The sequence below is a fragment of the Pseudomonas khavaziana genome, assembly GCF_036704165.1.
Taxonomy (GTDB): Bacteria; Pseudomonadota; Gammaproteobacteria; order Pseudomonadales; family Pseudomonadaceae; genus Aquipseudomonas; species Aquipseudomonas khavaziana.
Map to the genome: position 1 here is coordinate 1,358,704 of NZ_CP129946.1, position 23,386 is coordinate 1,382,089.

Below are 23,386 nucleotides of genomic sequence, written 5' to 3' on the forward strand. Positions count from 1 at the left end.
GAAAAACTCACAGGCACCGCGCGCATTCAGGAAGCACGCGTTATCGTTGACGTATTTCGCGAGCAAGCTCGCTCCTACAGAGGACGATGTACGCTTAACTGACAGGCATTGGGGCTTGCCCCTCCCACATTTTGAGCGTATTTCAGCTTAAGAGCGCTTGCGCTCCACTGCCCGCAATAGGTGCGTCGGCGGCGTCTCGCAACTGATCTTGCGCCCCAGCAGGGCTTCGATCGACGGCAACTGATACGAATCATCTTCCCCGGCAAAGCTGATCGACACACCCGCAGCCCCGGCACGCCCGGTACGGCCGATGCGGTGCACGTAGTCGTCCGGCACTTCCGGCAGGGTGAAGTTGATCACGTGGCTGATGCCATCGATATGAATGCCGCGCCCCGCCACGTCGGTGGCCACCAGCACGCGGATCTTGCCTTCACGAAAGCCTTCCAATGTCTTGATGCGCTTGTGCTGCGGCACATCGCCGGACAGTTGCGCGGCGTTGACGCCGTCGCGCACCAGGCGTTCTTCGATGCGGCGCACTTCGTCCTTGCGGTTGGCGAAGACCATCACGCGCTCCCAGCCGTTGTCGTTGACCAGGTTGTAGAGCAGCTTGTACTTATCGGCACCGGCTACGGCGTAGATGTGTTGCTCGACGTTTTCGCTGGCGACGTTCAGTGCCTCGATCTCGACGATGGACGGGTCGGTGGTCCACTGTTTGGCGAGGTTCATCACGTCTTCGGTGAAGGTCGCGGAGAACAGCAGGGTCTGGCGCTCGGCTTTGGGCGGGGTCTGGCGGATGATCTGCCGTACTTGCGGGATAAAGCCCATGTCGAGCATGCGGTCGGCTTCGTCCAGCACCATCACTTCGACCATGTCCAGATGCACGTCGCCGCGCTGGTTGAAGTCCAGCAGGCGGCCCGGGGTGGCGACCAGAATGTCGCAGTGGCGGGCTTCGAGGTGCTTGAGCTGTTTGTCGAAGTCCATGCCGCCGACGAAGGTCATTACGTTGAGGCCGGTGTACTTGGTCAGGTCGGCGGCGTCCTTGGCGATCTGCACCACCAGCTCCCGGGTCGGTGCGATGATCAGGGCGCGCGGCTCACCCATGTAGCGCTCTTTCGGCGGTGGCGTCTGCAGCAGCTGGGTGATGATCGAGATCAGGAATGCGGCGGTCTTGCCGGTACCGGTCTGGGCGCGGCCGATGGCGTCTTTGCCTGCCAGGGTGAAGCCCAGCACCTGCGCCTGGATCGGTGTGCAGTACGGGAAGCCCAGGTCCTGGATGGCGTGCATCAGTTCCGGGGCCAGCTTGAAGTCGTGGAAGCGGGTCTTGCCTTCCTGGGGCTCGACGACGAAGTCTTCGAGTTTCCACGGGGTCACCGGCGGCTTGGGCGCGCGTTCGCGACGTGGTTTGGCCGCGGGCGCCGCAGCGACCTCGGCAGGCTGGGCCTGTTCAGGCGGCGTCACCGAGGGTTGTTTCGGTGCGGCGGCGGGCGCGGTCCGGCCAGGCTGTTGACCGTCATTGCGGTTGCCGGGCTTGGGGGCAGGAGCACTGGGAACAGGCGCGAGCGGCTCAGCCGCGCTTTTGCCGAACATCTTCTTGAGTGCTTTGAGCACGGTCATCTCATTAATTGGTTAAGGAATATACGCCGGCCAGTGTAATGCAAGAATCGGGCGCGGCGTAGTGCGTCTGTCATACGGCTACATAAATGCAGGTTTCAGCGCAGGCGTTCAGCCAGCCAGGTGCCGATGTCGCGTATCTCTTCGGGTAACACTTCGTGGCCCATTGGGTATTCCTGCCATGTCACGGTGACACCACGGCCCTTCAAATGCTCATAGGCGCTGCGGCCCATGGCGTTCTGCACTACATCGTCGTACTGGCCATGCAGGCACAGCGTCGGAATGCGCTGCTGGCTGGCGGATAATTCCAGCTCATTATCAAAGGTTGGCGCGTAGGTGGAGAGGGCGATAACGCCACCCAGTGGCCCCTCCCAATTTAAGAATGCGGTGTGGAAAACCACCGCGCCACCTTGGGAAAAACCCGCGAGGAAAATTCGCGAGGCGTCTATCCCGGTTCTCTTCTGAGCCTCGATCAAATCCGTGAGCATTTTCGCCGAGACTTCCAGTTCTTCCAGGCTGATCGAACGCGCCGGGCTCATGGCCTTGATGTCGTACCAGCTCGGCATCTCATAGCCGCCGTTGATGGTCACCGGGCGTGTCGGCGCCTGGGGCAAAACGAAGCGCGTGGTCAGCAGGCTTTCCTGCAGCGCCTCGGCCACCGGCAGGAAGTCGTAGCGATCGGCACCCAGGCCATGCAACCAGATAACGCAGGCGTCTGCGGGCTTGGCGGGCTGAAGAATCAAGGGTTCGGTCATGTCTGCTCCATATATGTGCGTGCGCTCCGATAGGGGGCGTCGGAACGGTGCGCGACAGGTTGATCTGTTAAGAGAATGTCGCAAGGGTGAATCTTTTGCCATTAACCCAGGGTTGCAACCCCTTGGCCGGCACTCTGGTACGCGCCTTGCTATGTGTAGGTCGATGTCAGAACTCTCCCGGGACGGTAACACTATCAGTGACCGCCGTTCAGGGGATAGCCGCTGGAATGATCGCGAAAACCTCATGCCGCTTGACCCCAAAAAAAGCCAACACGGGTCGATATCGCCTCATAAGGGTGCGCTGGGGTTGGAGCTTGGACACAACAAGAGCAACTGGAGGTTTGAATGAAGGTATTGAAATCCACCCTGGCCATCGTCACCGCGGCGGCTGTATTGGGTGTCAGCGGGTTTGCCCAGGCGGGCGCCACCCTGGATGCCGTGCAGAAGAAAGGCTTTGTGCAATGCGGCGTAAGTGATGGCCTGCCGGGCTTCTCGGTGCCGGATGCCAGCGGCAAGATCCTCGGTATCGACGCCGACTACTGCCGCGCCGTGGCCGCTGCGGTTTTCGGTGACGCCACCAAGGTCAAGTTCAGCCAGTTGAATGCCAAGGAGCGTTTCACCGCGCTGCAATCGGGCGAAGTCGACATCCTGTCGCGCAACACCACCATGACCAGCTCTCGCGATGCGGGCATGGGCCTGAAATTCCCAGGCTTCATTACCTACTACGACGGCATCGGCTTTTTGGTCAACAACAAGCTGGGAGTCAAAAGCGCCAAGGAACTGGACGGTGCAACCATCTGCATCCAGGCCGGTACCACCACGGAGCTGAACGTTTCCGACTACTTTCGCGCCAACAACCTCAAGTACACCCCAATCACCTTCGACACCTCCGATGAAAGCGCCAAGTCGCTGGAATCCGGGCGTTGCGACGTGCTGACGTCCGACAAGTCGCAACTGTTTGCCCAGCGCAGCAAGCTGGCCGCGCCGAAAGACTACGTGGTGCTGCCGGAAACCATTTCCAAGGAACCACTGGGCCCGGTCGTGCGTAACGGCGACGATGAATGGCTGGCCATCGTGCGCTGGGTGGGCTACGCCATGCTCAACGCTGAAGAAGCCGGTGTGACCTCGAAAAACGTTGAAGCCGAAGCCAAATCCACCAAGAACCCCGACGTCGCGCGTTTGCTCGGTGCCGACGGCGAATACGGCAAAGACCTGAAAGTGAAGAAGGATTGGGTCGTACAGATCGTCAAGCAAGTGGGCAACTACGGCGAAATGTTCGAGCGCAACCTGGGCAAGAGCACGCCACTGGAAATCGACCGTGGCCTGAACGCGCTGTGGAACAACGGCGGCATCCAATACGCACCCCCTGTGCGCTGATCGCTGATGGTTCTATCACCCGGTGGGCCAACCGCCGGGTGATGTTCTGTTCCATTCTTTGCGGGGCACTTCATGCAAAATCAAATCGGCGCACCCAAGCAGAAGCTCAGCTTCAGCGATCCCAAAGTGCGCGCGTGGCTATTCCAGATCATCACAATCGTGGCGGTGGTCTCACTGGGCTGGTACCTGTTCCATAACACCCAGACCAACCTGCAACACCGGGGTATTACCTCGGGTTTCGACTTTCTTGAACGCAGTGCCGGCTTTGGCATCGCGCAGCATTTGATCGACTACACCGAATCGGACAGCTATGCCCGGGTGTTTGTGATCGGCTTGCTCAATACCTTGCTGGTGACCGTGATCGGCGTGGTGCTGGCAACCATGCTGGGCTTTATCATCGGCGTGGCGCGGCTGTCGCCCAACTGGATGATCAGCAAGCTGGCGACGGTCTACGTAGAAGTCTTTCGCAATATCCCGCCGTTGCTGCAAATCCTGTTCTGGTATTTCGCGGTGTTCCTGACCATGCCAGGGCCGCGCAACAGCCATAACTTCGGTGACACCTTCTTCGTCAGCAGTCGTGGCCTGAACATGCCGGCGGCCCTGGCGGCCGACGGGTTCTGGCCATTTGTCGCCAGCCTGGTGATCGCCATTGTCGCCATCGTGCTGATGACCCGCTGGGCCAACAAGCGTTTTGAAGCCACTGGCATACCTTTCCATAAATTCTGGGCCGGCCTGGCGCTGCTCATCGTGATTCCGGCGTTGTGTGCGTTGATCTTCGGCGCGCCGTTGCACTGGGAGATGCCCCGGCTTGCAGGCTTCAACTTCGTCGGTGGCTGGGTATTAATCCCTGAACTGCTGGCGTTGACCCTGGCGCTGACGGTGTACACAGCGGCGTTTATCGCCGAGATCGTGCGGTCGGGGATCAAGTCCGTGAGCCACGGCCAGACCGAAGCCGCGCGTTCTCTGGGCTTGCGCCCTGGGCCAACGCTGCGCAAGGTCATCATCCCGCAGGCGCTGCGCGTGATCATCCCGCCGCTGACCAGCCAATACCTGAACCTGGCGAAAAACTCGTCCCTGGCCGCCGGTATCGGTTACCCGGAAATGGTTTCGCTGTTTGCCGGCACGGTGCTTAACCAGACCGGGCAGGCCATCGAGGTCATTGCCATCACCATGAGCGTATACCTGGCGATCAGCATAAGCATTTCGCTGCTGATGAACTGGTACAACAAGCGCATTGCGCTGATCGAGCGGTGAGGAAACGCCCATGACGACGCATACGTTCAAACCTGATATGCCACCGCCGAGCAAAGTCTTCGGGCCGGTGGCGTGGATGCGCGCCAACTTGTTCTCAAGCTGGCTCAACACCCTGCTGACCCTGCTGGCGATCTACCTGGTGTACCTGGTGGTGCCGCCGATCCTGCATTGGGCCATTCTCGACGCCAACTGGGTTGGCACTACCCGCGCCGATTGTACGAAAGAGGGCGCTTGCTGGGTGTTCATCCAGCAACGCTTCGGACAATTCATGTACGGCTACTATCCTGGCGAACTGCGCTGGCGCGTGGACCTGACGGTGTGGCTGGCCATTGTCGGCGTGGCACCGTTGTTCATCTCGCGTTTCCAACGCAAGGCGATCTACGGCCTGGGCTTCCTGGTGCTGTACCCGATCATCGCCTACTTCCTGCTGCACGGCGGCGTCTTCGGCCTGACCAACGTGGCGACCAGCCAATGGGGCGGCCTGATGCTGACCCTGGTGATCGCCACGGTCGGCATCGCTGGCGCCTTGCCACTGGGCATTGTGCTGGCGTTGGGCCGGCGCTCGAACATGCCGGCGATCCGTGTGGTCTGCGTGACCTTCATTGAGTTCTGGCGCGGCGTGCCGTTGATCACCGTGTTGTTCATGTCCTCGGTGATGTTGCCGTTGTTCCTGCCCGAAGGCATGAACTTCGACAAACTGCTGCGGGCGCTGATCGGTGTGATCCTGTTCCAGTCGGCCTATGTGGCCGAAGTGGTGCGTGGTGGCTTGCAGGCGATTCCCAAGGGGCAGTACGAAGCCGCCGCAGCGATGGGCCTGGGTTATTGGCGCAGCATGGGCCTGGTGATTCTGCCGCAAGCCCTGAAGATGGTGATCCCGGGGATCGTCAATACCTTCATCGCACTGTTCAAGGACACCAGCCTTGTGATCATCATCGGCCTGTTCGACCTGCTCAACAGCGTCAAGCAAGCCGCCGCCGACCCCAAATGGCTGGGCATGGCCACCGAAGGCTACGTGTTCGCCGCCCTGGTGTTCTGGATTTTCTGTTTTGGCATGTCGCGCTATTCCATGCACCTGGAACGCAAGCTCGACACCGGCCACAAGCGTTAGGAGTGGTTTTTATGAGCGAAGCAATCAAGCAGCCTGTGAGCCCTGAGGGCATTATCCAGATGCAGGGCGTCAACAAGTGGTACGGCCAGTTCCACGTGTTGAAAGACATCAACCTCAACGTCAAGCAAGGCGAGCGCATCGTGCTGTGTGGGCCGTCGGGTTCGGGCAAGTCCACCACCATCCGCTGCCTCAACCGTTTGGAAGAGCACCAGCAGGGCCGCATCGTGGTCGATGGCGTGGAACTGACCAATGACCTCAAGCAGATTGAAGCGATCCGCCGCGAAGTCGGCATGGTGTTCCAGCACTTCAACCTGTTCCCGCATCTGACCATCCTGCAGAACTGCACGTTGGCGCCGATGTGGGTGCGCAAGATGCCCAAGCGCAAGGCCGAGGAAATCGCCATGCATTACCTGGAGCGCGTGCGCATCCCGGAACAGGCGCACAAGTTTCCGGGGCAACTGTCCGGCGGCCAGCAGCAGCGTGTGGCGATTGCCCGTGCTTTGTGCATGAAACCGAAAATCATGCTGTTCGATGAACCGACTTCGGCGCTGGACCCGGAAATGGTCAAGGAGGTATTGGACACCATGATCGGCCTGGCCGAAGACGGCATGACCATGTTGTGCGTGACCCACGAAATGGGTTTTGCGCGTACCGTGGCCAACCGTGTGATCTTCATGGACAAGGGCGAGATCGTGGAGCAGGCGGCGCCGAATGACTTCTTTGACAACCCGCAGAATGATCGGACCAAGTTGTTCTTGAGCCAGATTTTGCATTGATCGGTGTTTGAACAAATAAACCCGGCCTTGGTGCCGGGTTTATTTTTTGAACTAGGACGCTTTGAGTGTTTCAGTATCGTTATTCACCGTATAGCTGAAGGCACCGCGCATATCTGCGCCTTCTGCCAAGGCTTTTGCGTCCGCAAGCAAATGCGGATGACGATCCAGTAACCGCATCAGTATTACCAAGGACCTGGGAGCAAGCAGTTCGCCGCGTTCATAGCGAGAGAACGCGTTGTGCCCGGCACCTGACAGCAAATCCACCGCCTCTTTTTGCGTAAGGTGCAGTTTGCGCCGCGTGCGTTTTATTTCGGCGCCGATCATTTTACGGGCAGCGAGGGTCAGTTCATTTTTTGCCGCGTCGTAGCGGTCGGTGCTGTCGTTGTCCGGGTCCCAGAAACCGTCGCCGCAGACCTTGCATTCCCAGCCGGAAAGATTGTCGACCCGGCGCTCCATGCCTTTGATGCGAATGGTTTCGCTGCGGCCTTCGAAGTAACTCAATGCGTCTGGAGCGCCGCAAATATAGCAAAGCTCGGTTTTTTTCATGATTGCCTCTCCTTGAAGGAGATTACCGGCGGTCTACCGTTGGGGCGGTAAGTGACCTTGATGTAAATCTCCATGTTTTTTGCGTGCGTGTAATACACGTCTTGCCAGATTCGATGATCCCCATAGGTCGTCATCGACTTGTACAGCATCCTGTTCTGTAGTTCGTATATTACGATCTGCATATCTTCCATACTAAAGCCGAGGTCCTCACCAGAGTCCTTTGCTGTCCTCGTAAACGCCTTGCTTCCAAGCCGCCTGACGTCTGCTTTGATCCCCGCCAAATCGTAATGAGGTGTGTACTTTTCCATAAGACACCTGAGTCCAATAATTACCCTCTAAGGGTAATTTTACCAATCGAAAATACTGCTCCTTTTCCTGCCTAAGAACCCTAGTGCGTTGCCTTTGTAGGCAACTCCGAATAGCCTGTAGGAAAATTCATCCTATGATTGGACGAAAGTGCAAAATCCATGACAGATATCGCTCCACTGATCAAACGTTCCCTGGTCGACCAGGCCTTGGAGCAACTGCGCCTACGTATTGCCCAAGGCGTGTGGGCCATCGGCGAACGCCTGCCTACCGAGCCGGAGCTGTCTGCCGAGCTGGGCATCAGCCGCAATACCGTGCGCGAGGCCATGCGTGTATTGGCGTTCTCTGGCCTGATCGAAATCCGCCAGGGTGACGGCAGCTATTTGCGCTCGATGACCGATCCGTTGGGCACAATGCGTGCGCTGTCCCATTGCTCCCTGGAGCAGGCGCAGGAGACGCGGCAGATCCTGGAGGTGGAGGCTATCGGCCTCGCCGCAGTACGGCGCACCGATGAAGACCTCGACGCGTTGCGCCAGGCGCTCCAGGCCAGCGCCGAGCTGTATCACGGTGACTTGGAGGCTTACATCAACGCCGATCTGATGTTCCACCGTCGGTTGGTAGACGCCGCACATAACCCGGCGTTGAGCGAGCTGTACCACTACTTTTCCGCCATCGTCGGCGCGCAGTTGCGCCAGACCTTGAACATTTCACCACGTCGTCAGGCCGTGTTCGACCTGCACAGCGCCTTGCTCGACGCGGTGGAACAGCAAGACCCCGAACGCGCCAAATCCCTCTGCCGGCAGTTGATCAATGAACCCTGAAACCCAACGCAAGACTGAAGTCGAAGAGCTGTTGATCGACGCCGAAGCCGATGACGAGGTGGTGCAACGCACATCCCCGCTCGTCACCCGCCCGTGGCTGTTGCTGCTGGGCCTTATCCTGGTGGCGCTGAACCTGCGCCCGGCGCTGTCGAGCATGGCGCCGCTGCTCAGCGAGGTGTCCGCGAGCCTGGGGTTGTCGGCGGCCAAGGCCGGGCTGCTGACCACCTTGCCGGTGCTGTGCCTGGGCCTGTTCGCGCCGTTGGCGCCGGTGCTGGCGCGGCGCTTTGGTGCTGAGCGCGTGGTGCTGGGCATTCTGCTGACACTGGCCGCCGGCATCATTCTGCGCAGCGCGCTGGGAGAGGTTGGCCTGTTCGCCGGCAGCCTGATCGCCGGCGCGAGTATCGGCATCATCGGCGTGTTGTTGCCAGGGATCGTCAAGCGCGACTTTGCCAGGCACGCCGGCACCATGACCGGCGTCTACACCATGGCCCTGTGCCTGGGCGCCGCGTTGGCGGCGGGAGCTACGGTGCCGTTGAGCCATTACTTCGACGACAGCTGGAACATCGGCCTGGGCTTCTGGATCCTGCCGGCGCTGCTGGCGGCGTTGTTCTGGTGGCCGCAGGTCGGGTCGAAACACGGTGCGCATCAGGTTGCTTATCGGGTCAAAGGACTGCTGCGCGACCCGCTGGCCTGGCAGGTCACCTTGTACATGGGCCTGCAATCCTCCCTGGCCTACATCGTGTTTGGCTGGCTGCCATCGATCCTGATCGGGCGCGGCTTGAGTGCTACTGAGGCCGGGTTGGCGCTGTCCGGCTCGATCATCGTGCAGTTGTTCAGTTCGCTCGCCGCGCCCTGGCTGGCCACCCGTGGCCAAGACCAGCGCCTGGCCATCGTGGTGGTGATGCTGCTGACCCTGGCTGGCCTGTTCGGTTGTCTCTATGCGCCCTTGGATGGCCTGTGGGGCTGGGCGATTCTGCTTGGCCTGGGGCAGGGCGGCACCTTCAGCCTGGCGCTGACCTTGATCGTGCTGCGTTCGCGCGATTCCCACGTCGCGGCCAACCTGTCGAGCATGGCCCAGGGCTTCGGTTACACCCTGGCCTCCATGGGCCCATTCGCGGTCGGCCTGGTGCATGACTGGACCGGGGGCTGGGGCGCCACCGGCTGGATCTTCGCCGTGATCGGCCTGGGCGCGATCACGGCGGGCCTGGGTGCCGGGCGGGCGCGCTATGTGCAGGTCATCAGCGAGAAGGTCTAGAGGTAAACCACTTCCAGTGTGGCCGAGCCATCCAGGGGGGTGTCGACGCTCAGGTCCAGGTTGCGCCTGGCATTGATCACCGTGTGCACACTCACGATGCCGGTCAGCGTGCCAATCGCCGAGGGGCCGGCGACGCTGCCTTCGATGTCGGTAAAGCCCAGGTAACTATTGGCGCCGATGTCGATCGGGTTGAGGTTGGCGGTGCGCCAGGCTACGCCGCCAGTGGTTGACTCGGTGCCGTAGATCGACGCGCTGGTGTCCGCCTGGGTTTGTCGTGGGTCGAAGCTCATGGAGTAAAGGCCGAGACGGTTGCCGCTGTGGTCGAAACCCAGCCCGTAGTAAATCTCACTGTTGACCGTGGCCGAGCCGTCGCGATTGTCGCGCATGCGCAGGGCATAGCGGCTGGGCGCATTGCAGTCGATGCTGATTTGCAGGGTCTTGATGGGCAGGCGCGTACCTTGCTCCAGGTTCAGGTCCTGGTGGGAGATCTTGCCGTAGTCGACTACTCCGCCTGCGGACAGCAGTGGCGTGCAGGCCGTAGGAATGATGCGGCCCAGCACGCTCAGGTCGATGCTGGAGGTGGCTTGGGCCGGCGCCCCGGCCAGTGCAAGCAGCAGAGCGGGCAGCGCGGTGCCGAGGATATTCATCAGGCGTACTCCTTATAAGTAGATGATTTCGATGGTGCCGGAGCCGTTGATACGCACCACTTCACGCAGGTCCAGCGATTGCGTGGGGGCCAGGTAGGTCTTGATGCGCACGGTGCCGCTCAGGTTCTGGATGGCGACCGGCCCCTCGGTGCTGCCGAGCTTGTCGGTGAACCCCAGGATACTGTTGGCGGCCATGGGGATCTGGCGCTGGCTGGAGCTGCTCCAGGCTATTCCGTTGCTGGTGGAGTCAGTCCGATACAGCGACGTGAAGGCATCGGCGGTGAATTCCGCCGGGTCGACCGTGACGAAATACACGCCGATTTTATTGCGACTGGCATCCAGGTCCAGGCCGTAGGCAGTCTCGTCGAGGCCGCCAGTGGCCGAGCCTTCGCGGTTGTCAAGCATGCGCAGGGCGAATGGAGTCGGCGCATCGCAACTGACGGCAAAGCCCAGGGTGCGCAGGGGCATCGGGGTTTCGGTGGTGGCGTTCAGGCTTTTTGCCGGCAGGATGCCGTAATCCACCACGCCATGGTCAGACAGCGACGGTTGGCAGGCAGCCGGGGCAAAGTGTGCGCGCAAGGTCAGTTCGCGATAGCGCCCCTGCAAGGGTGAGTAAAATGTCCCGGACACTTCCCAGGTGGTGGCGTCTCGCACCCGGGTGGCGGCGCTGTCGGCCCAGGCGCGCAACGTCAGTTGCAGAGACAGGGTGCTGCCGCTGACCACACTGCCCTGCAAAGTCGGTGCGATGCCATGACCAGCGCGCCAGTCCTGCACGCTGGCGTTGCTCAGCGGTGGTTGTCCAGGGGCGGCGAGCAGGCCCAGTTCCACCGCCTTGCCATCGACCACGCCGTTGCTGGCTTCAATCTGGTAGTGCCCATGCTCGGTAAAGCGCAGTTGCTGCGCATCGGCGGCCAGGGCGCGATAGAACAGGCTCAGGTCTTGGGGCTGGGGGCAATTGAAAGTCAGGCTCAGGCGCCGTTCTCCGAGCAGGCGTTGTGGCGCACTGTCGTTCTGGGCGATACGGCTCATCAAGCCGAAATCGAGCAGCGATTCGCTGAGCGTGAGTTGGCATTCATCCGCAGCCACGGCGTTGCCGGCCAGGCCTAGCAGTAGCCACAGGCTGATAGGGCGCAGGAAATTCATACGGGACATCACGGTGATCCTCAAGGTGTTTGGCATCGGGCAGGGGCAGTTTCGAAATACACCGAAGGGTCGGCTTTCTCCGGCAACTCGAAGCGCAACACACAGCGGCTGCCGCCCGGCAAAGTGACCCACAGCGTCGGCTGCTCCAGCACATTGGGCAGGAACACTTGGCTGGAGTCCTGCACCAGGGTGACGAATTCACCCTCTGCGGTGCTGACCGAGGCGCCCCTTGGCAAGGGCGCGCCCCCATCGGTGCTGACGGTGAGCAATGCGCGACGCGTCAGGCCTACGCCGAATTCGACCCGCTCCACCGCGCCGCGACCTGCGGCGATCACCGCCAGGCCGTTGCTGATATCGGCGTTGCGCGGCAGCGAACGGGTCTGGACCTCCACCGGGCTACGTCCATAGGCGGCGACCTGAGGCACTACGGCCTGGCCTTGCCAATCGGTCCACACCGGCCCGCTGGGGGTGCTGACCTTGATCCCGCTCATATCGCCTACCGAGAGCAGGGCGAAGGTGTCGCGCACCGGGTAGGGCGAGAATGTCACTCCGTCGCCATGCAGCACCACGCCGCCGCGTGCGCCGCCCTGGTAGCTGGAACGCTGTGCATCGGAGCGGCTGTAGCTTAAGTCGAGCTGTGTGTAGCGCGGCAGGGCGGAGAGGCCCAGGGTGGTTTCCACTTGGTTATCGCGGGTGTCGTGCTCGGCGCTGACGCGATAGCTCAATTGGTCGTCGAGCTGGTCGTTCATGCCGACACCGGTGCGATGTTCGCCACCGGAATTACGTGCCCAGGCGCGCATCCGGCGATTGTCGCCCAGGGGCAGGCTGATATTCAGGTACACGGCATTGTCCTGTTGATCCTGCCCGCCCATCTGCCATTCGGCGCTGGCAGACAGCGAGACGCCGCCTACGCTGGTGCCCCAGGACGCCAAAGCGCGGCTGCTGCTGCGTCCGTCGAAGCTGGCCGAGCGGGACACCCCGGCACTGAAGGCGCCGAGCCAGGGATGGGACCAGCCCAGGGTGGCGCTTTGCTGGTCGCGGTAACGCGAACTGCTGTGCTCGCTGGTGACCTGGCGATAGGTGCTTTCTTCCAGCTCGCGATAACCCGGGCTGCGCCAGGAGTTGGCGGCACTGAACGACCATCGCTCATTCAGGCGCTGTGACCAGGACAGATCGGTTTGCACGCCAGACGCCTGTTCCCAGCCGCTGGCGTCCGAGACTTGGCTGGTCAGTTGCACTTGGCTGTCCAGCCACGGCAACCAGCTCAGGCTGACGCCGCTGGCACGATAGTCGTCGGCCACCGTCACACCGCCGCCGACGCTCAGTTGCGGGTGCACAGGGCCGGTCCAGCCGGCGCTGACCACCCAGGGATCGGTGCCCTGCGCATCGCCGATATTGCGTACGCGGCCTGCCGCCAGGGAATAGCCCGGCGCAGGCAAACCGAGGCCCAGCATCGCCGCTGGCACGGTGAAGCGGCGTTCACCACCGACGCTTTCCTTGACCGTGACCTCCACATCCGAACGGGTGTTGAGGCGACGCACATCGCTCAGGGCAAACGGCCCGGCCGGCACTACCGTGGAATGGATCAACGCACCGTTCTGGCGCACTTCGACTTGCGCCGGGCTGTTGGCGATTCCTTCGATCACTGCGCCCTGGCCTTGCTCCTGCAGCGCTTGCTCGGTGAGCACCTGCACCCCGTTGATCTGCGCGCCAGCCAGCACCGGGTTATAGAGGTTGATCTGCCCGGCCTGCAGCACCGCCTGGTGGCTGGCGAAGGTCCGCTGGGCATAAGCTTCCAGATGGGTGCTGCGCGACAGACCATCCTGCCAGGTCTGAACCTGGCGGCTGCGCACGATCCAGTCGCCGGCATTGAACCCGATTTCAGTATTGGCCGAGCCGAACCGGCTGGCGTCATCGCCGTACCGGTTATAGAAACCACTGAGGTCGTAGTTGAGCAGGCCGGCGAAACCACCGGTTTCATACCCCGAGACATCTTGGGGCGTCGGGCGCAAGGCTTCGGTGGGCACCACCAGGGCTACCGAGAGTGTGGCTGGATCCGGCTCCACCAGGCTTTGCGGGTACTGCCCGAGAAAGTCGTGGCACGGGCCGCTGTCGTTGGGCATCAACAGGTGGGCAGCGTCCAGCAGGGCGCGATCGAAACACAGCCGGCCCTGTTGATCGAAAGCCGCTTCCAGGCGGCCGCGACGCTGGCCGTTGACCCGCAGGGTGACCGTATGCCGGCCGGCAGTGAAGCGCGGCGCGTCCAACAGCAGGCTCGCCAGTTGTGGGTCGATGCCACGCTGGTGCAGGGTCTGGGCGTCGAAGCCAGGCCGTGGCGCAACCTCGGACCACGCCTTGGCCGGCACCAGTGCGCACAGCAATACCAGGGTCGCCAACGGTTGACGGACAGATGCAGCGGGCACGGCTTCGCCGTCACGGTAACTCAGGACTGTTTTCACGAAAGGCACTCAATCTGGTGGACGCCCTGTGCCGGCCCTGGCTACGTTGGCGGCGTCCTGGTAACGGTCGATGAGCCGTTACTCGTTATGCAGGCGCCTGCCTGGCGCCTGTGGGTTTCAAAGGGTTATGGGCGCGTCGTAGGCGGCGACCGCAAAGCCATACACCGTGGCCGGCTGCAACCGCACCTGCGTGGCAGGCCCGCCAGTAGCCGGCACGCTCAGGGTTTCGCCGGGCAGCACATAGGTGCGCGGCAGGGTCGCCTGGCCATCACCGGGCAGCAGGCGCAGCTCCTGGGCCAGGCGCACGACATACGGCGTATCGTTGCGCACCTGCAATGTGCCGTTGCGCAGGGTCCAGGTCAGGTCGGTCCAGGGCGTGCGATTGATCGCCAGGCCCTTGGGATGCACGATCACCGGCAGGTTCTGGCGCACGGTTACGCCAACCCGGGCATGTCCGGCTTCGGTGGCTGCCCGGCCCTGGGGCATGCCTTCGAAGATCACGCGTTTGAGGCGCTGGGCGCGCAGCGGTGCCTGGTTCTGCAGGATGAAGCGCACCAGTTGCGACTTGCCGCTTTCCACCCGGGACAACGGTGGCGTCACCACCAGCAGCGGCTCGGTGTCCTCGGGAATGTCTTGCAAGGTTACGTGCAGCAAGGCCAGGTTGCTGTCGGTGTTGGTGACCGAGACAGCCGCCTCGCCATCGGCTTCATGGATGATCACCACGGAGGTGTCGGGCACCATGCCGTCAGCCTGGGCATTGAAGCTCAACAGTAAGGCCAGGGTCGCGAGTGTGAGGCGTGTCGACGTCATGACAAAGTTTCCATTGGGTAAGTGAGTGGGTCAGAGGTAGCGCAAGTCCAGGACGACGGACCCGTCGAGGGGCACTTCCTGATCCAGGGTCAGGTACTGCGAAAAGTTGATCGAGGTGTCGACCCGCAGTTGGACGTTCAACTGGCGGATGAAGTCCGGTTGACGGTCGCCGGGCAGGGCAAACCCCATGTAGGACTTGGGATAGGCATTGGGCTCCGTCGCCCAGGTTTCGCCGCTGTCGTATGAGGCCAATACCTGCATGGTCTGTGCGTCGCCCACCGGGTTACGCAAGGACAGCGCTACGGAGCCAAGGCGCTCCTGCGGGGCATGGATATTTCGGCCCAGGCCGTAGAAATAGTCCGGTGCAAGGGATGAATCGGCACGGTTGTCGATGCCTACCAGGGCAAACAGCATTGGCCGGTTGCAGCGCACCGTCAGCTCCAGCAACCGGGCCGGCAGCACGCTGAATTCGTCGCTGCTGAGGGTGTGGGCGGGGATGCGGCCATGATCGATGGAGCCGTTGTCGGACAGTTCCACATTGCAGGCGTCCGGGGTCACCCGGCCGGTCACCGTGAGGTCAACAAACGAGGCCGCGAGCGCCGGGGCGGTCAGTGTCAGTGTGAGTACGACAGCAAAAAGGCGAGGGCGCGTATTCATCGGTGCAGGGTCACTGGTTCGAATGAGGGTGGCCGATACGAAAAAAAGCCCATGACGGCCGGTTTCCAGGCGGGCATGGGCGTTCAGCGGGTCAGAGATAAATCACAGTCAGGGTGGCGGAACCGTCGATCTGTACTTCGTTGCTCAGGTCCAGGCCGTCCGTACGGTTGATACTGGTATCCACCTGCAGGTCCAGCAGCAGTTCCTGCACCGGCACCGGCTGGGCAGGGTCACTCATGTCGGCTACCGACATGTACAGGGTGGGGTCCCAGAATCGCTCAAGGTACCAATTGTCTTGGCCGTTTTGAGATGCAATGGACTGTACCGGGACGCCGTCGGCAATCGGATTGGCGATCCTGAGGTGATAGTGGCCGAGTTTCTCGGTGCCATTGATCAGGCCCAGGCCGTAGTCACTATTACTGATTGAAGAACCCTTGCGGTTGTCCTCCGATTGCAGCGCAATTAGGGTCTGGCCTTCGCAGAGCACCGTCATCGTCAGGGTGTGATTACCAATCACCGTCGGGTTGTCGGTGTTCAGATCCTTGGCGGAAATCTTGCCGTGGTCGATCACCCCACCACTGGACAGGCTCGGCGTGCAGGCGCTGGGGACGATCAGGCCCGTGACCGTCAGGTCCACGGTGGAGGCGGCGAAAGTGGTAGTGCTGGCGAGCAGCAGCGTTGCGCTGGTCAGTGCGCCAACGAATAGTTTGTTCATGGGACGTGTTCCTTCGATAGGGGCTGTGTACGGCAATTACAGGTACATGAGTTGTACGGTGGCGTGTCCGTCAACCGGCACTTCGTCGAGCAGCGTCAGGCTGCCGCTGGGCGCGATATGGGTGTTGAGCCGGAGGTTGGCCTGAAACTGGCGCACCGCTACCGGCACCGGCACGTTGTTGATCGCCACCGCCGTCAATACGGTGGGGTTGAGCTGGGTGCCCAACTGCCAGGTCGTGCCGCCATCGCTCGAATTGATGGTCTGGGCGGGTAGGTTGTCAGCCAGCGGGTTATGCAGGTTGAAGCCGGCGCCGCCAATCTTCTCGCCTTCTGAAGTCATGCCCAGGCCGTGCCAATGTGGGTGATTGGCGCTGGAGCCTGGCCGGTTATCGATGGTGTTCAGGGTGAACAGCGTCGGCCCTTCGCAGTTCACGCTCAATTGCACGGTTTGCCGAGGCAGAGGCGTGTACTGCTCGGCGTTGAGTTCCCTGGCCGACATTTTTCCGAAATCGACCACGCCGCCGCCGGTAATCAGGGTGTCGCAGGCACTGGGGGTAATCACCCCCCTGACGGTGAGGTCTTGGGAGCTGGCCGCGACGACGGGCGGCGCACAGGTGATCAACAGGACGCTGCCAAGGGCAACCAAATGCTTGTTCATAGAATGTGTTGTTCCGGTGTGTGGCCAACAGGCGAAAACAGACCCATGGCGACCCACTGCAGCAAGGCAAGTGCTGTCAGGTCTGGTTTATAGCCGCCCTGATAAATGTGGCGGATCGTTACCCTCTGGCGGGGTGCACACAATTTAGTGATCGCCGGTATGCGCGGACATACAACTTTTACGACATTGGCCCAGAGGCGAGTAGAGCGATGGGGTGGCGAGGTTATTTAGGCTAGAAAGTTGTTTTTCGTAGTTGTTGTATCGTCAGCTGTGTGGTCAAAAGGATATTTTGACAGTGCGATTACAGTTATTTGAATGGCTTTAAGCGCTGCGCCATGCAGTGCCTTGAATGGTTGTTCCTGACTGTTACGTCAGTGCTGCCCGAACCTAAGTAGTACTGCAAAGGAGCACCTGATGAGGTAAGCGGGCGTGCTTTCGAGCAATGTCGCTGCGCAGAACAACTGATGCGTCAGGTTACGACACCGGCACATTGGCGGCATCATCGTGTGTTAGTGGTGGAGGATCATTCCGCCTACCGGGCAATGATGGGCTGGCAGTTAGACAAGCTCGGGCTGAGCCACCAATTGGTCGAAAATGGCAGCAGTGCCATGGCGGCCATTGCGTGCCGGCGTTTTGACCTGGTGATCAGCGATTGCCAGATGCCGGTCATGGATGGTTACAGCCTGGCGCGTGCCATACGCCAGCGCGAGCAGGACCTGGGGTGTGAGCGGGTGCCGATCATCGCGCTGACCGGCAACCTGGTGCACGACGACCCGCAACGTTGCCGCGACGCCGGCATGGATGCCTGGTTGCTCAAGCCGCTGGCCCTGGAGTCGTTGCGTGACATGCTGATGCACTGGCTGCCGGGCGCGCCCGCAGCGCTTTGCAACCAGCCGCCGGGCGTTGCTGCGCTGGATTGGCCGACCCGTGACAGTCTGGTCGAGTTGTTTGGCAGCCCGCGGGTCGTGGATCAGATGCTGCGCAGCCTGCTCACGGAAGCGCAGCGAGACACCCAGGCGCTGAGGCATGCGCTGAATGCCCAGGATGCCAGCTTGACCGCCGAGCGCTTGCATCGCCTCGTGGGCAGCCTGGCCTTTTTGGGGGGCGCGGGGCTGGAGTCCAGAGGCAGCGCCTTGATCAGCGAGGTACGTGCCCATGGCGTAGCAGTCAACCAGCGGAAGTTGGAGCTTTTCCAGAGCGACCTGGCGGCTTATCTCGACTACTTGCGTGGTTTATGACGAATTGTTGAAATTGAACGGTTTTGTAGTGACTTTGGCGTGTAAGAATTTTCCTTTTGTTTTGTAAGTTCAAAACTACCCCCTTCAAAACATGGGGTGCAGCTGAACTTCACTTGCTGTTACCGGTTGTTACCAATCGCCAGCAGGGTTATTTTGCGTGCATTCAATTTGCCATCATCCGTGGGTATCTATGCTTCGTGTAATTATTGCTGACGATCATCCCATCGTACGTATTGGGCAGAGAGTGGTGATTGAGGCGGGCGGCAGGTGCAAAGTGGTTGCGGAGGCCAACGGTCCCGATGAGCTGCTCAACTTGCTGGCCGAGGTGCCTTGCGATGTGCTCGTCACTGACTTTGCGATGCCTGGGGGCCAGCAGGCCGACGGTTACGGCCTGCTGAGCCTGTTGCATCGCCAATACCCGGGGCTGCCGGTGATCCTGGTGACCATGTTCGCCAACGTCGCCACCTTGCGTGCCTCGTTTGCCCATGGCGCACGCGCCATCGTTGCCAAGAGCGCTTCGGCCAAGGAGTTACCCCTGGCAATCAGGGCGGTGTGCGCCGGCCAGAACTTCGCCAGCGAGTCCCTGCGCGAGCAGTTGTTAGAGGCGGGGCCGGGTGATCAATCGCAACAGCCGCAGCTGTCGGGCAAGGAGCGCGAGGTGGTGCGCATGCTCGCCAGCGGCATGACCGTCAGCCAGATTGCGGCGCGAGTCAATCGCAGTATTTCCACTATCAGCAAACAGAAAAGCACCGCCATGCACCGATTGTGCATATCCACTGACGTGGACTTGTTCGCTTATGCGCGTGCGGCGGGAATGGTGCCGTAGAAAGTTGCAGTTTTATGACAGGGATGAATTAACTAGTGTGAGTTTTGATTCGTATTAGTTGTATTCAGATTAAAGTCGGCCTGCTCTAAGTTGTCACGGTCTTCTCGTCGTTATTGCGATGAAGTCTGACATTCCTAGTCTAATTAGTTGAGCCGAACTGCAGGTTGGCAAAACGCCGGAGTGCGTTGTTCGACCCTTTGGTAATCGGCCGAAAGTGAGCATTGATATGCAACCGTCTCGTGCACTTATGACCGCCGCCTTGTTGTGGGCGGGTGTTTCCAATGTAATGGCCGCGTCCAGTGTGGACCTCAGTGTGGTCGGCAAGATCACCCCGGCAGCCTGTACGCCCACCCTGTCCAATGGCGGCGTGGTAGACCATGGCAAGATCTCCGCTCAGGACCTGCACTCCTCGCTGGAGACCGATCTTCCCAATGCCTCTTTGCAGGTGTCGGTGATCTGCGATGCGCCGACGTTGATGGCGATCAAGAGCGCCGATAACCGTCCCGGTACTGCGACAGACCCCGGCTATGAGTCGGCCTCAGTGTTCGGTCTTGGCCTGGCCAGTAACAATGCAAAAATCGGCAGGTACTTCCTGAGGATGGCTGAAGTGAGCGCTGACGACGTACCGGGAATCCCGATTGAGTCGGCCAATGGCGGCACGTGGCTCGATGCTTCAGGGGACACAGCCTGGCAGCCGGGCTTTATGCGTACCATCAAGGACCCAGGTAACTCCATCCCGACGCCGCTGGCGATGACCACCTTCAAGGGGGTGCTGGAGGTGGTCGGCAAGCTTAACCACAAGAGAAATCTGCCGATTACCGAAGAGATCCAGATCGACGGCAGCGCTACTCTGGATGTGATCTACCTCTGACGCGGTCGGGCATCACTTATCGACGTGGTGAATAGCCATGGCTTTCCCACGCCGTGCGGACTATCGTTCAGTCCTTCCTGAACCACGTGCGAAACCTGCCCATGAGTGATGCCCATAACGCCCTGATCACCCAGTTCTACCAGGCCTTCCAGCGTCTGGACGCCGAAGCCATGGCCGCCTGCTACACCGATGACGTGGTATTCAGCGACCCGGCCTTCGGTGAATTGCGCGGGCGCGATGCCGGCGACATGTGGCGCATGCTCACCACCCGCGCCAAGGACTTTTCCCTGACGTTCGACCAGGTGCGCAGTGATGCAACCACCGGCAGCGCGCACTGGGTGGCGACGTACCTGTTCAGCGCCACCGGCAATACTGTGGTCAACGATATCGGCGCCAGGTTTGTGTTTCGCGACGGCAAGATCTGCGAACACCATGACCACTTCGACCTGTGGCGTTGGTCGCGCCAGGCGTTGGGCCTCAAGGGCCTGTTGCTCGGCTGGTCGCCAGCGCTGAAAAACGCCGTGCGTGCCCAGGCACGCAAAGGCTTGAAGGCATTCCAGGCCGGTCGTTGATAAGATTGGCCTCCCTGCGGTTTGCCGAAACGACTTGTGACTGATCCTTCTGAATCCAAACCCTGGTTTGTCTACCTGGTGCGCGCCGCCAATGGCTCGCTGTATTGCGGCATCAGCAATGATCCGGTGCGCCGCTTTGCTTCCCATCAAAGCGGCAAAGGCGCGCGATTCTTCCTGTCCAGCCCGGCGGTGGCGTTGGTGTACACCGAGCAATGTGCGAGCAAGGGCGAAGCGCTGCGCCAGGAACGGCTGATCAAGAAGCTGAAGAAGAGCGCCAAGGAGTGTCTGGCGGCGAGTGGCGCTCAATGATCAAAATTATTTGCGGATTCAGGTGAGGTAAAACACCGGCCCATCCGTGTAGTGCATGAAACTGCGATCTATTCGCGTTAACAGCGTTTTCTACACGGGTTCTCACAGCATGAAGTCAGCGGCGGGCGGTTGGGTAAAACAGTGGCTGGGAGCCTCGGTAATGGCAATGTCGGGGCTGGCATTGCTGCCGCTTGGCATCGCCCAGGCGCAGGAGCAGCAAAGCGCCCAATTCAGGTTTGCCCTGGCCGCCAAACCGTTGCCCCAGGCCCTGAGCGATTTCAGCCGGGTCACCGGGCTCAGCGTGATCTACACCGATGAAGCGCCCTACGGTCTCTATGCCCCGGCGGTCAGCGGACAGATGAGCGCGACCCAGGCCCTGCAACGTCTGCTGAGCCAGTCAGGCTTCACCTTCCGCCAGATCGACCCCCGCACCCTGGCCCTGGAGCCGGTGCCTAGCGAGGGGGCGTTGAACCTCGGTGCCACCACTATCAGCGCCGCCAACCCGACCCAGGACAGCACCAGCTACCAGCCGCCGCCCACCAGCTCGGTGATGCGTTCCCACGGCCTGCTGCTGGAAACCCCGCAAACCGTCAACGTGGTGCCGGCCCAGGTGCTACGCGACCAGCAGCCGCGCAACCTGGATGACGCCCTGGGTAATATCAGCGGCATCACCCAGTCCAACACCCTCGGCAGCACCCAGGACGCGGTGATGTTGCGCGGTTTCGGCGACAACCGTAACGGCTCGATCATGAAGGACGGCATGCCGGTGGTGCAGGGCCGTGCCATGAACGCGACCGCCGAGCGTGTCGAAGTGCTCAAGGGCCCGTCGTCGCTGTTGTACGGCATCCAGGACCCGGGCGGCGTGGTCAATATCGTCAGCAAGAAGCCCGAGCTGGTGCAGTCCACTTCCCTGACCGCCCGTGGCTCGAGCTTCGGCAGCGGCAAGCACGGCAGCGGTGGCAACCTGGACACCACCGGCCCGCTCGGTGACAGCGGCCTGGCCTATCGACTGATCGTCGATCATGAAGATGAAGACTACTGGCGCAACTACGGCACCCATCGTGAGACGCTGGTGGCGCCGTCCCTGGCTTGGTATGGCGACACCACCCAAGTGGCAGTGGCCTATGAGCACCGCGAATTTCTCGCGCCGTTCGACCGTGGCACCGCCATCGACCCCAAGACCAACCACCCGTTGAACATTCCCGCCACCCGTCGCCTGGATGAGCCATTCAACAATATGGAAGGCCGCTCGGATTTGTACCGCCTCACCGTCGACCACGACCTGAACGACGACTGGAAGGCCCACTTTGGCTACAGCTGGAACCGCGAGACCTACGATGCCAGCCAGGTGCGCGTGGTCAAGGTCAACACCAACGGCACCCTGACCCGTAGCATGGATGGCACCCAGGGCGCACTGACCACCGACCGCTTCGCCACCGCCAGCCTTGAAGGCAAGGTGAACGTGGCCGGCATGCAACATGACCTGGTGTTCGGCCTGGACGACGAGTACCGCAAGATCTACCGCGCCGACCTGATCCGCCAGGCACCACGTGGCACGTTCGACTATAACAACCCGGTGTACGGCAACGAAGTGGCGGGGTCCAGGGTCAGCGCCCCGGACAGCAACCAGACCGACCTGCTGCGTAGCGACTCGCTGTTCTTGCAGGATGCGATCCACCTCACTGATCAGTGGATCCTGGTCGGCGGCGCGCGCTACCAGATGTACGACCAATACGCGGGCAAAGGCGTGCCGTTCACCGCCAACACTGACGGTAACGGCCAGAAATGGGTGCCGCGTGCCGGGCTGGTGTATCGCTACACCGATGAACTGTCGTTCTACGGCAGCTATACCGAGTCGTTCAAGCCCAACTCCACCATCGCGCCACTGGCGAATAAAACCGTGCTGGACGGCAGCCTGCAACCGGAGGAGTCCAAGGCCTGGGAGCTGGGCACCAAGTTCGATATGCCGGGACGTATCACGGCGAGTGCGGCACTGTTCACCATCGACAAGCGCAATGTGCTGGTGCAGGTCGGTGAAGGCTTGACCTCGGTCTACAGCGTGGCAGGCAAGGTGCGTTCCCGTGGCCTGGAGCTGGATGCCAGCGGCCAGTTGACCGACAACTGGAGCCTGATCGGCAGCTATGCCTACACCGATGCCGAGGTCACCGAAGACCCGACGCTTAAAGGCAACCGCCTGCAGAACGTGGCTAAAAATACCGGCTCGCTGTCGGCGGTGTATGACTTCGGCAGCATCTTCGGCGGTGATCAATTGCGGCTCGGTGCGGGCGCCCGCTATGTGGGCAAGCGCGCCGGGGACGCGGCCAATAGCTTCGAACTGCCGAGTTACACCGTGGCCGATGTGTTCGCCAGCTATGACACCAAGATCGAGGCGCAGAAGGTCAAGTTCCAGCTCAATGTGAAGAACCTGTTTGACCGTACTTACTACACCTCGTCGGTGAATACGCAGTTTGTGTCCATAGGCGATGCGCGGCAGGTGTCGGTATCCAGCACACTTACCTTCTAACGCCATCCCTTTGTAGGAGCGAGCTTGCTCGCGAAAAACGTCAACGCTCACGCGGGCTGCCTGGTTTAACGCGTTGCCTGTGCGTTCTTCGCGAGCAAGCTCGCTCCTACAGTGTTAGCGTTGCCGTTATTGTTGATTTTGCGGGAACG

At 61.1% G+C, this 23,386-nt stretch carries 23 protein-coding genes; 12 read left to right on the forward strand and 11 right to left on the reverse strand.

Annotation, left to right across the window (positions count from 1 at the left end; all coding sequences use genetic code 11):
* Positions 1–147: 147 nt before the first annotated feature.
* On the reverse strand, positions 148–1,614 hold the full coding sequence (gene rhlB, locus QYQ93_RS05955) for an ATP-dependent RNA helicase RhlB (RefSeq protein WP_043048586.1): 1,467 nt from the start codon (positions 1,612–1,614) through the stop codon (positions 148–150).
* 95 nt (positions 1,615–1,709) lie between these two features.
* Positions 1,710–2,366 carry an alpha/beta hydrolase gene (locus QYQ93_RS05960; protein ID WP_043048587.1) on the reverse strand — a complete coding sequence of 219 codons (657 nt, stop codon included), beginning with the start codon at positions 2,364–2,366 and terminating at the stop codon, positions 1,710–1,712.
* 345 nt (positions 2,367–2,711) lie between these two features.
* On the opposite strand from QYQ93_RS05960, the gene QYQ93_RS05965 reads away from it, so the two are divergent.
* The 4 genes from QYQ93_RS05965 to QYQ93_RS05980 all read left to right on the forward strand — a co-directional run bounded on the left by QYQ93_RS05965 (position 2,712) and on the right by QYQ93_RS05980 (position 6,881).
* Positions 2,712–3,743: an amino acid ABC transporter substrate-binding protein gene (locus tag QYQ93_RS05965; RefSeq protein ID WP_005785045.1), complete on the forward strand. Its 1,032-nt coding sequence runs from the start codon at positions 2,712–2,714 to the stop codon at positions 3,741–3,743.
* A gap of 72 nt (positions 3,744–3,815) precedes the next feature.
* A complete protein-coding gene (locus QYQ93_RS05970; protein WP_043048591.1) occupies positions 3,816–4,997 on the forward strand; it encodes an amino acid ABC transporter permease in 1,182 nt (393 codons plus the stop codon).
* Between the two features lie 10 nt (positions 4,998–5,007).
* On the forward strand, positions 5,008–6,105 hold the full coding sequence (locus QYQ93_RS05975; protein ID WP_043048592.1) for an amino acid ABC transporter permease: 1,098 nt from the start codon (positions 5,008–5,010) through the stop codon (positions 6,103–6,105).
* 11 nt (positions 6,106–6,116) lie between these two features.
* On the forward strand, positions 6,117–6,881 hold the full coding sequence (locus QYQ93_RS05980) for an amino acid ABC transporter ATP-binding protein (RefSeq protein WP_003171943.1): 765 nt from the start codon (positions 6,117–6,119) through the stop codon (positions 6,879–6,881).
* Positions 6,882–6,932: 51 nt separating this feature from the next.
* Here QYQ93_RS05980 and QYQ93_RS05985 read toward each other — a convergent pair whose 3' ends face one another.
* Positions 6,933–7,427, reverse strand: a complete 495-nt coding sequence (locus QYQ93_RS05985) for a type II toxin-antitoxin system MqsA family antitoxin (protein WP_057013005.1) — start codon at positions 7,425–7,427, stop codon at positions 6,933–6,935.
* Positions 7,424–7,735: a type II toxin-antitoxin system MqsR family toxin gene (locus QYQ93_RS05990; protein WP_124399435.1), complete on the reverse strand. Its 312-nt coding sequence runs from the start codon at positions 7,733–7,735 to the stop codon at positions 7,424–7,426. Before QYQ93_RS05990 ends, QYQ93_RS05985 begins: the two co-directional genes overlap by 4 nt.
* Before the next feature lie 159 nt (positions 7,736–7,894).
* Between QYQ93_RS05990 and QYQ93_RS05995 the strand changes: the two genes are divergently transcribed.
* Positions 7,895–8,554, forward strand: a complete 660-nt coding sequence (locus QYQ93_RS05995; RefSeq protein ID WP_043048597.1) for a FadR/GntR family transcriptional regulator — start codon at positions 7,895–7,897, stop codon at positions 8,552–8,554.
* A complete protein-coding gene (locus tag QYQ93_RS06000; RefSeq protein ID WP_338476522.1) occupies positions 8,544–9,809 on the forward strand; it encodes a CynX/NimT family MFS transporter in 1,266 nt (421 codons plus the stop codon). The genes QYQ93_RS05995 and QYQ93_RS06000 overlap by 11 nt, the downstream gene beginning before the upstream one ends.
* Here the strand turns inward: QYQ93_RS06000 and QYQ93_RS06005 are convergent.
* From QYQ93_RS06005 to QYQ93_RS06035, 7 genes are all read right to left on the reverse strand, one after another.
* The gene (locus QYQ93_RS06005) at positions 9,806–10,456 is read right to left on the reverse strand and encodes a DUF1120 domain-containing protein (protein ID WP_043048600.1); all 651 of its coding nucleotides are present in this window, start codon (positions 10,454–10,456) and stop codon (positions 9,806–9,808) included. The two genes, QYQ93_RS06000 and QYQ93_RS06005, sit on opposite strands and share 4 nt — an antisense overlap.
* Positions 10,457–10,468: 12 nt before the next feature.
* Positions 10,469–11,608: a DUF1120 domain-containing protein gene (locus QYQ93_RS06010; protein ID WP_043048601.1), complete on the reverse strand. Its 1,140-nt coding sequence runs from the start codon at positions 11,606–11,608 to the stop codon at positions 10,469–10,471.
* An 11-nt stretch (positions 11,609–11,619) separates the two neighbouring features.
* Positions 11,620–14,058: a fimbria/pilus outer membrane usher protein gene (locus QYQ93_RS06015; protein WP_338476523.1), complete on the reverse strand. Its 2,439-nt coding sequence runs from the start codon at positions 14,056–14,058 to the stop codon at positions 11,620–11,622.
* Between the two features lie 117 nt (positions 14,059–14,175).
* Positions 14,176–14,868, reverse strand: a complete 693-nt coding sequence (locus QYQ93_RS06020; protein ID WP_043048603.1) for a fimbria/pilus chaperone family protein — start codon at positions 14,866–14,868, stop codon at positions 14,176–14,178.
* Positions 14,869–14,898: 30 nt separating this feature from the next.
* On the reverse strand, positions 14,899–15,612 hold the full coding sequence (locus QYQ93_RS06025; RefSeq protein ID WP_080889052.1) for a DUF1120 domain-containing protein: 714 nt from the start codon (positions 15,610–15,612) through the stop codon (positions 14,899–14,901).
* 4 nt (positions 15,613–15,616) lie between these two features.
* Positions 15,617–16,240: a DUF1120 domain-containing protein gene (locus QYQ93_RS06030; protein ID WP_043048605.1), complete on the reverse strand. Its 624-nt coding sequence runs from the start codon at positions 16,238–16,240 to the stop codon at positions 15,617–15,619.
* A 36-nt stretch (positions 16,241–16,276) separates the two neighbouring features.
* Entirely contained in the window at positions 16,277–16,897 is a 621-nt protein-coding gene (locus QYQ93_RS06035; RefSeq protein WP_043048606.1) for a DUF1120 domain-containing protein, read from the reverse strand.
* Between the two features lie 464 nt (positions 16,898–17,361).
* On the opposite strand from QYQ93_RS06035, the gene QYQ93_RS06040 reads away from it, so the two are divergent.
* The 6 genes from QYQ93_RS06040 (at position 17,362) to QYQ93_RS06065 (ending at position 23,237) form a co-directional block, all read left to right on the forward strand.
* The gene (locus tag QYQ93_RS06040) at positions 17,362–18,135 is read left to right on the forward strand and encodes a response regulator (protein ID WP_338476524.1); all 774 of its coding nucleotides are present in this window, start codon (positions 17,362–17,364) and stop codon (positions 18,133–18,135) included.
* A gap of 190 nt (positions 18,136–18,325) precedes the next feature.
* Positions 18,326–18,961 (forward strand): response regulator transcription factor, encoded by a 636-nt coding sequence (locus QYQ93_RS06045; RefSeq protein WP_043048608.1) that lies wholly within the window; start codon positions 18,326–18,328, stop codon positions 18,959–18,961.
* 226 nt (positions 18,962–19,187) lie between these two features.
* Positions 19,188–19,832, forward strand: coding sequence for a DUF1120 domain-containing protein (locus QYQ93_RS06050; protein WP_043048609.1), 645 nt, complete (start codon positions 19,188–19,190; stop codon positions 19,830–19,832).
* A 101-nt stretch (positions 19,833–19,933) separates the two neighbouring features.
* The gene (locus QYQ93_RS06055) at positions 19,934–20,404 is read left to right on the forward strand and encodes a nuclear transport factor 2 family protein (RefSeq protein WP_043048610.1); all 471 of its coding nucleotides are present in this window, start codon (positions 19,934–19,936) and stop codon (positions 20,402–20,404) included.
* A 36-nt stretch (positions 20,405–20,440) separates the two neighbouring features.
* On the forward strand, positions 20,441–20,713 hold the full coding sequence (locus tag QYQ93_RS06060) for a GIY-YIG nuclease family protein (RefSeq protein WP_043048612.1): 273 nt from the start codon (positions 20,441–20,443) through the stop codon (positions 20,711–20,713).
* A gap of 109 nt (positions 20,714–20,822) precedes the next feature.
* On the forward strand, positions 20,823–23,237 hold the full coding sequence (locus tag QYQ93_RS06065) for a TonB-dependent receptor (RefSeq protein ID WP_338476525.1): 2,415 nt from the start codon (positions 20,823–20,825) through the stop codon (positions 23,235–23,237).
* Positions 23,238–23,386 lie beyond the last annotated feature (149 nt).

What these genes read in the sequence shown, in the direction of transcription:
- rhlB (WP_043048586.1), bottom strand. Translation starts at nt 1,614, where the DNA reads ATGACCGTGCTCAAAGCACTCAAGAAGATGTTCGGCAAAAGCGCGGCT.
- QYQ93_RS05960 (WP_043048587.1), bottom strand. Translation starts at nt 2,366, where the DNA reads ATGACCGAACCCTTGATTCTTCAGCCCGCCAAGCCCGCAGACGCCTGC.
- QYQ93_RS05965 (WP_005785045.1), top strand. Translation starts at nt 2,712, where the DNA reads ATGAAGGTATTGAAATCCACCCTGGCCATCGTCACCGCGGCGGCTGTA.
- QYQ93_RS05970 (WP_043048591.1), top strand. Translation starts at nt 3,816, where the DNA reads ATGCAAAATCAAATCGGCGCACCCAAGCAGAAGCTCAGCTTCAGCGAT.
- QYQ93_RS05975 (WP_043048592.1), top strand. Translation starts at nt 5,008, where the DNA reads ATGACGACGCATACGTTCAAACCTGATATGCCACCGCCGAGCAAAGTC.
- QYQ93_RS05980 (WP_003171943.1), top strand. Translation starts at nt 6,117, where the DNA reads ATGAGCGAAGCAATCAAGCAGCCTGTGAGCCCTGAGGGCATTATCCAG.
- QYQ93_RS05985 (WP_057013005.1), bottom strand. Translation starts at nt 7,427, where the DNA reads ATGAAAAAAACCGAGCTTTGCTATATTTGCGGCGCTCCAGACGCATTG.
- QYQ93_RS05990 (WP_124399435.1), bottom strand. Translation starts at nt 7,735, where the DNA reads ATGGAAAAGTACACACCTCATTACGATTTGGCGGGGATCAAAGCAGAC.
- QYQ93_RS05995 (WP_043048597.1), top strand. Translation starts at nt 7,895, where the DNA reads ATGACAGATATCGCTCCACTGATCAAACGTTCCCTGGTCGACCAGGCC.
- QYQ93_RS06000 (WP_338476522.1), top strand. Translation starts at nt 8,544, where the DNA reads ATGAACCCTGAAACCCAACGCAAGACTGAAGTCGAAGAGCTGTTGATC.
- QYQ93_RS06005 (WP_043048600.1), bottom strand. Translation starts at nt 10,456, where the DNA reads ATGAATATCCTCGGCACCGCGCTGCCCGCTCTGCTGCTTGCACTGGCC.
- QYQ93_RS06010 (WP_043048601.1), bottom strand. Translation starts at nt 11,608, where the DNA reads ATGTCCCGTATGAATTTCCTGCGCCCTATCAGCCTGTGGCTACTGCTA.
- QYQ93_RS06020 (WP_043048603.1), bottom strand. Translation starts at nt 14,868, where the DNA reads ATGACGTCGACACGCCTCACACTCGCGACCCTGGCCTTACTGTTGAGC.
- QYQ93_RS06030 (WP_043048605.1), bottom strand. Translation starts at nt 16,240, where the DNA reads ATGAACAAACTATTCGTTGGCGCACTGACCAGCGCAACGCTGCTGCTC.
- QYQ93_RS06035 (WP_043048606.1), bottom strand. Translation starts at nt 16,897, where the DNA reads ATGAACAAGCATTTGGTTGCCCTTGGCAGCGTCCTGTTGATCACCTGT.
- QYQ93_RS06040 (WP_338476524.1), top strand. Translation starts at nt 17,362, where the DNA reads ATGCGTCAGGTTACGACACCGGCACATTGGCGGCATCATCGTGTGTTA.
- QYQ93_RS06045 (WP_043048608.1), top strand. Translation starts at nt 18,326, where the DNA reads ATGCTTCGTGTAATTATTGCTGACGATCATCCCATCGTACGTATTGGG.
- QYQ93_RS06050 (WP_043048609.1), top strand. Translation starts at nt 19,188, where the DNA reads ATGCAACCGTCTCGTGCACTTATGACCGCCGCCTTGTTGTGGGCGGGT.
- QYQ93_RS06055 (WP_043048610.1), top strand. Translation starts at nt 19,934, where the DNA reads ATGAGTGATGCCCATAACGCCCTGATCACCCAGTTCTACCAGGCCTTC.
- QYQ93_RS06065 (WP_338476525.1), top strand. Translation starts at nt 20,823, where the DNA reads ATGAAGTCAGCGGCGGGCGGTTGGGTAAAACAGTGGCTGGGAGCCTCG.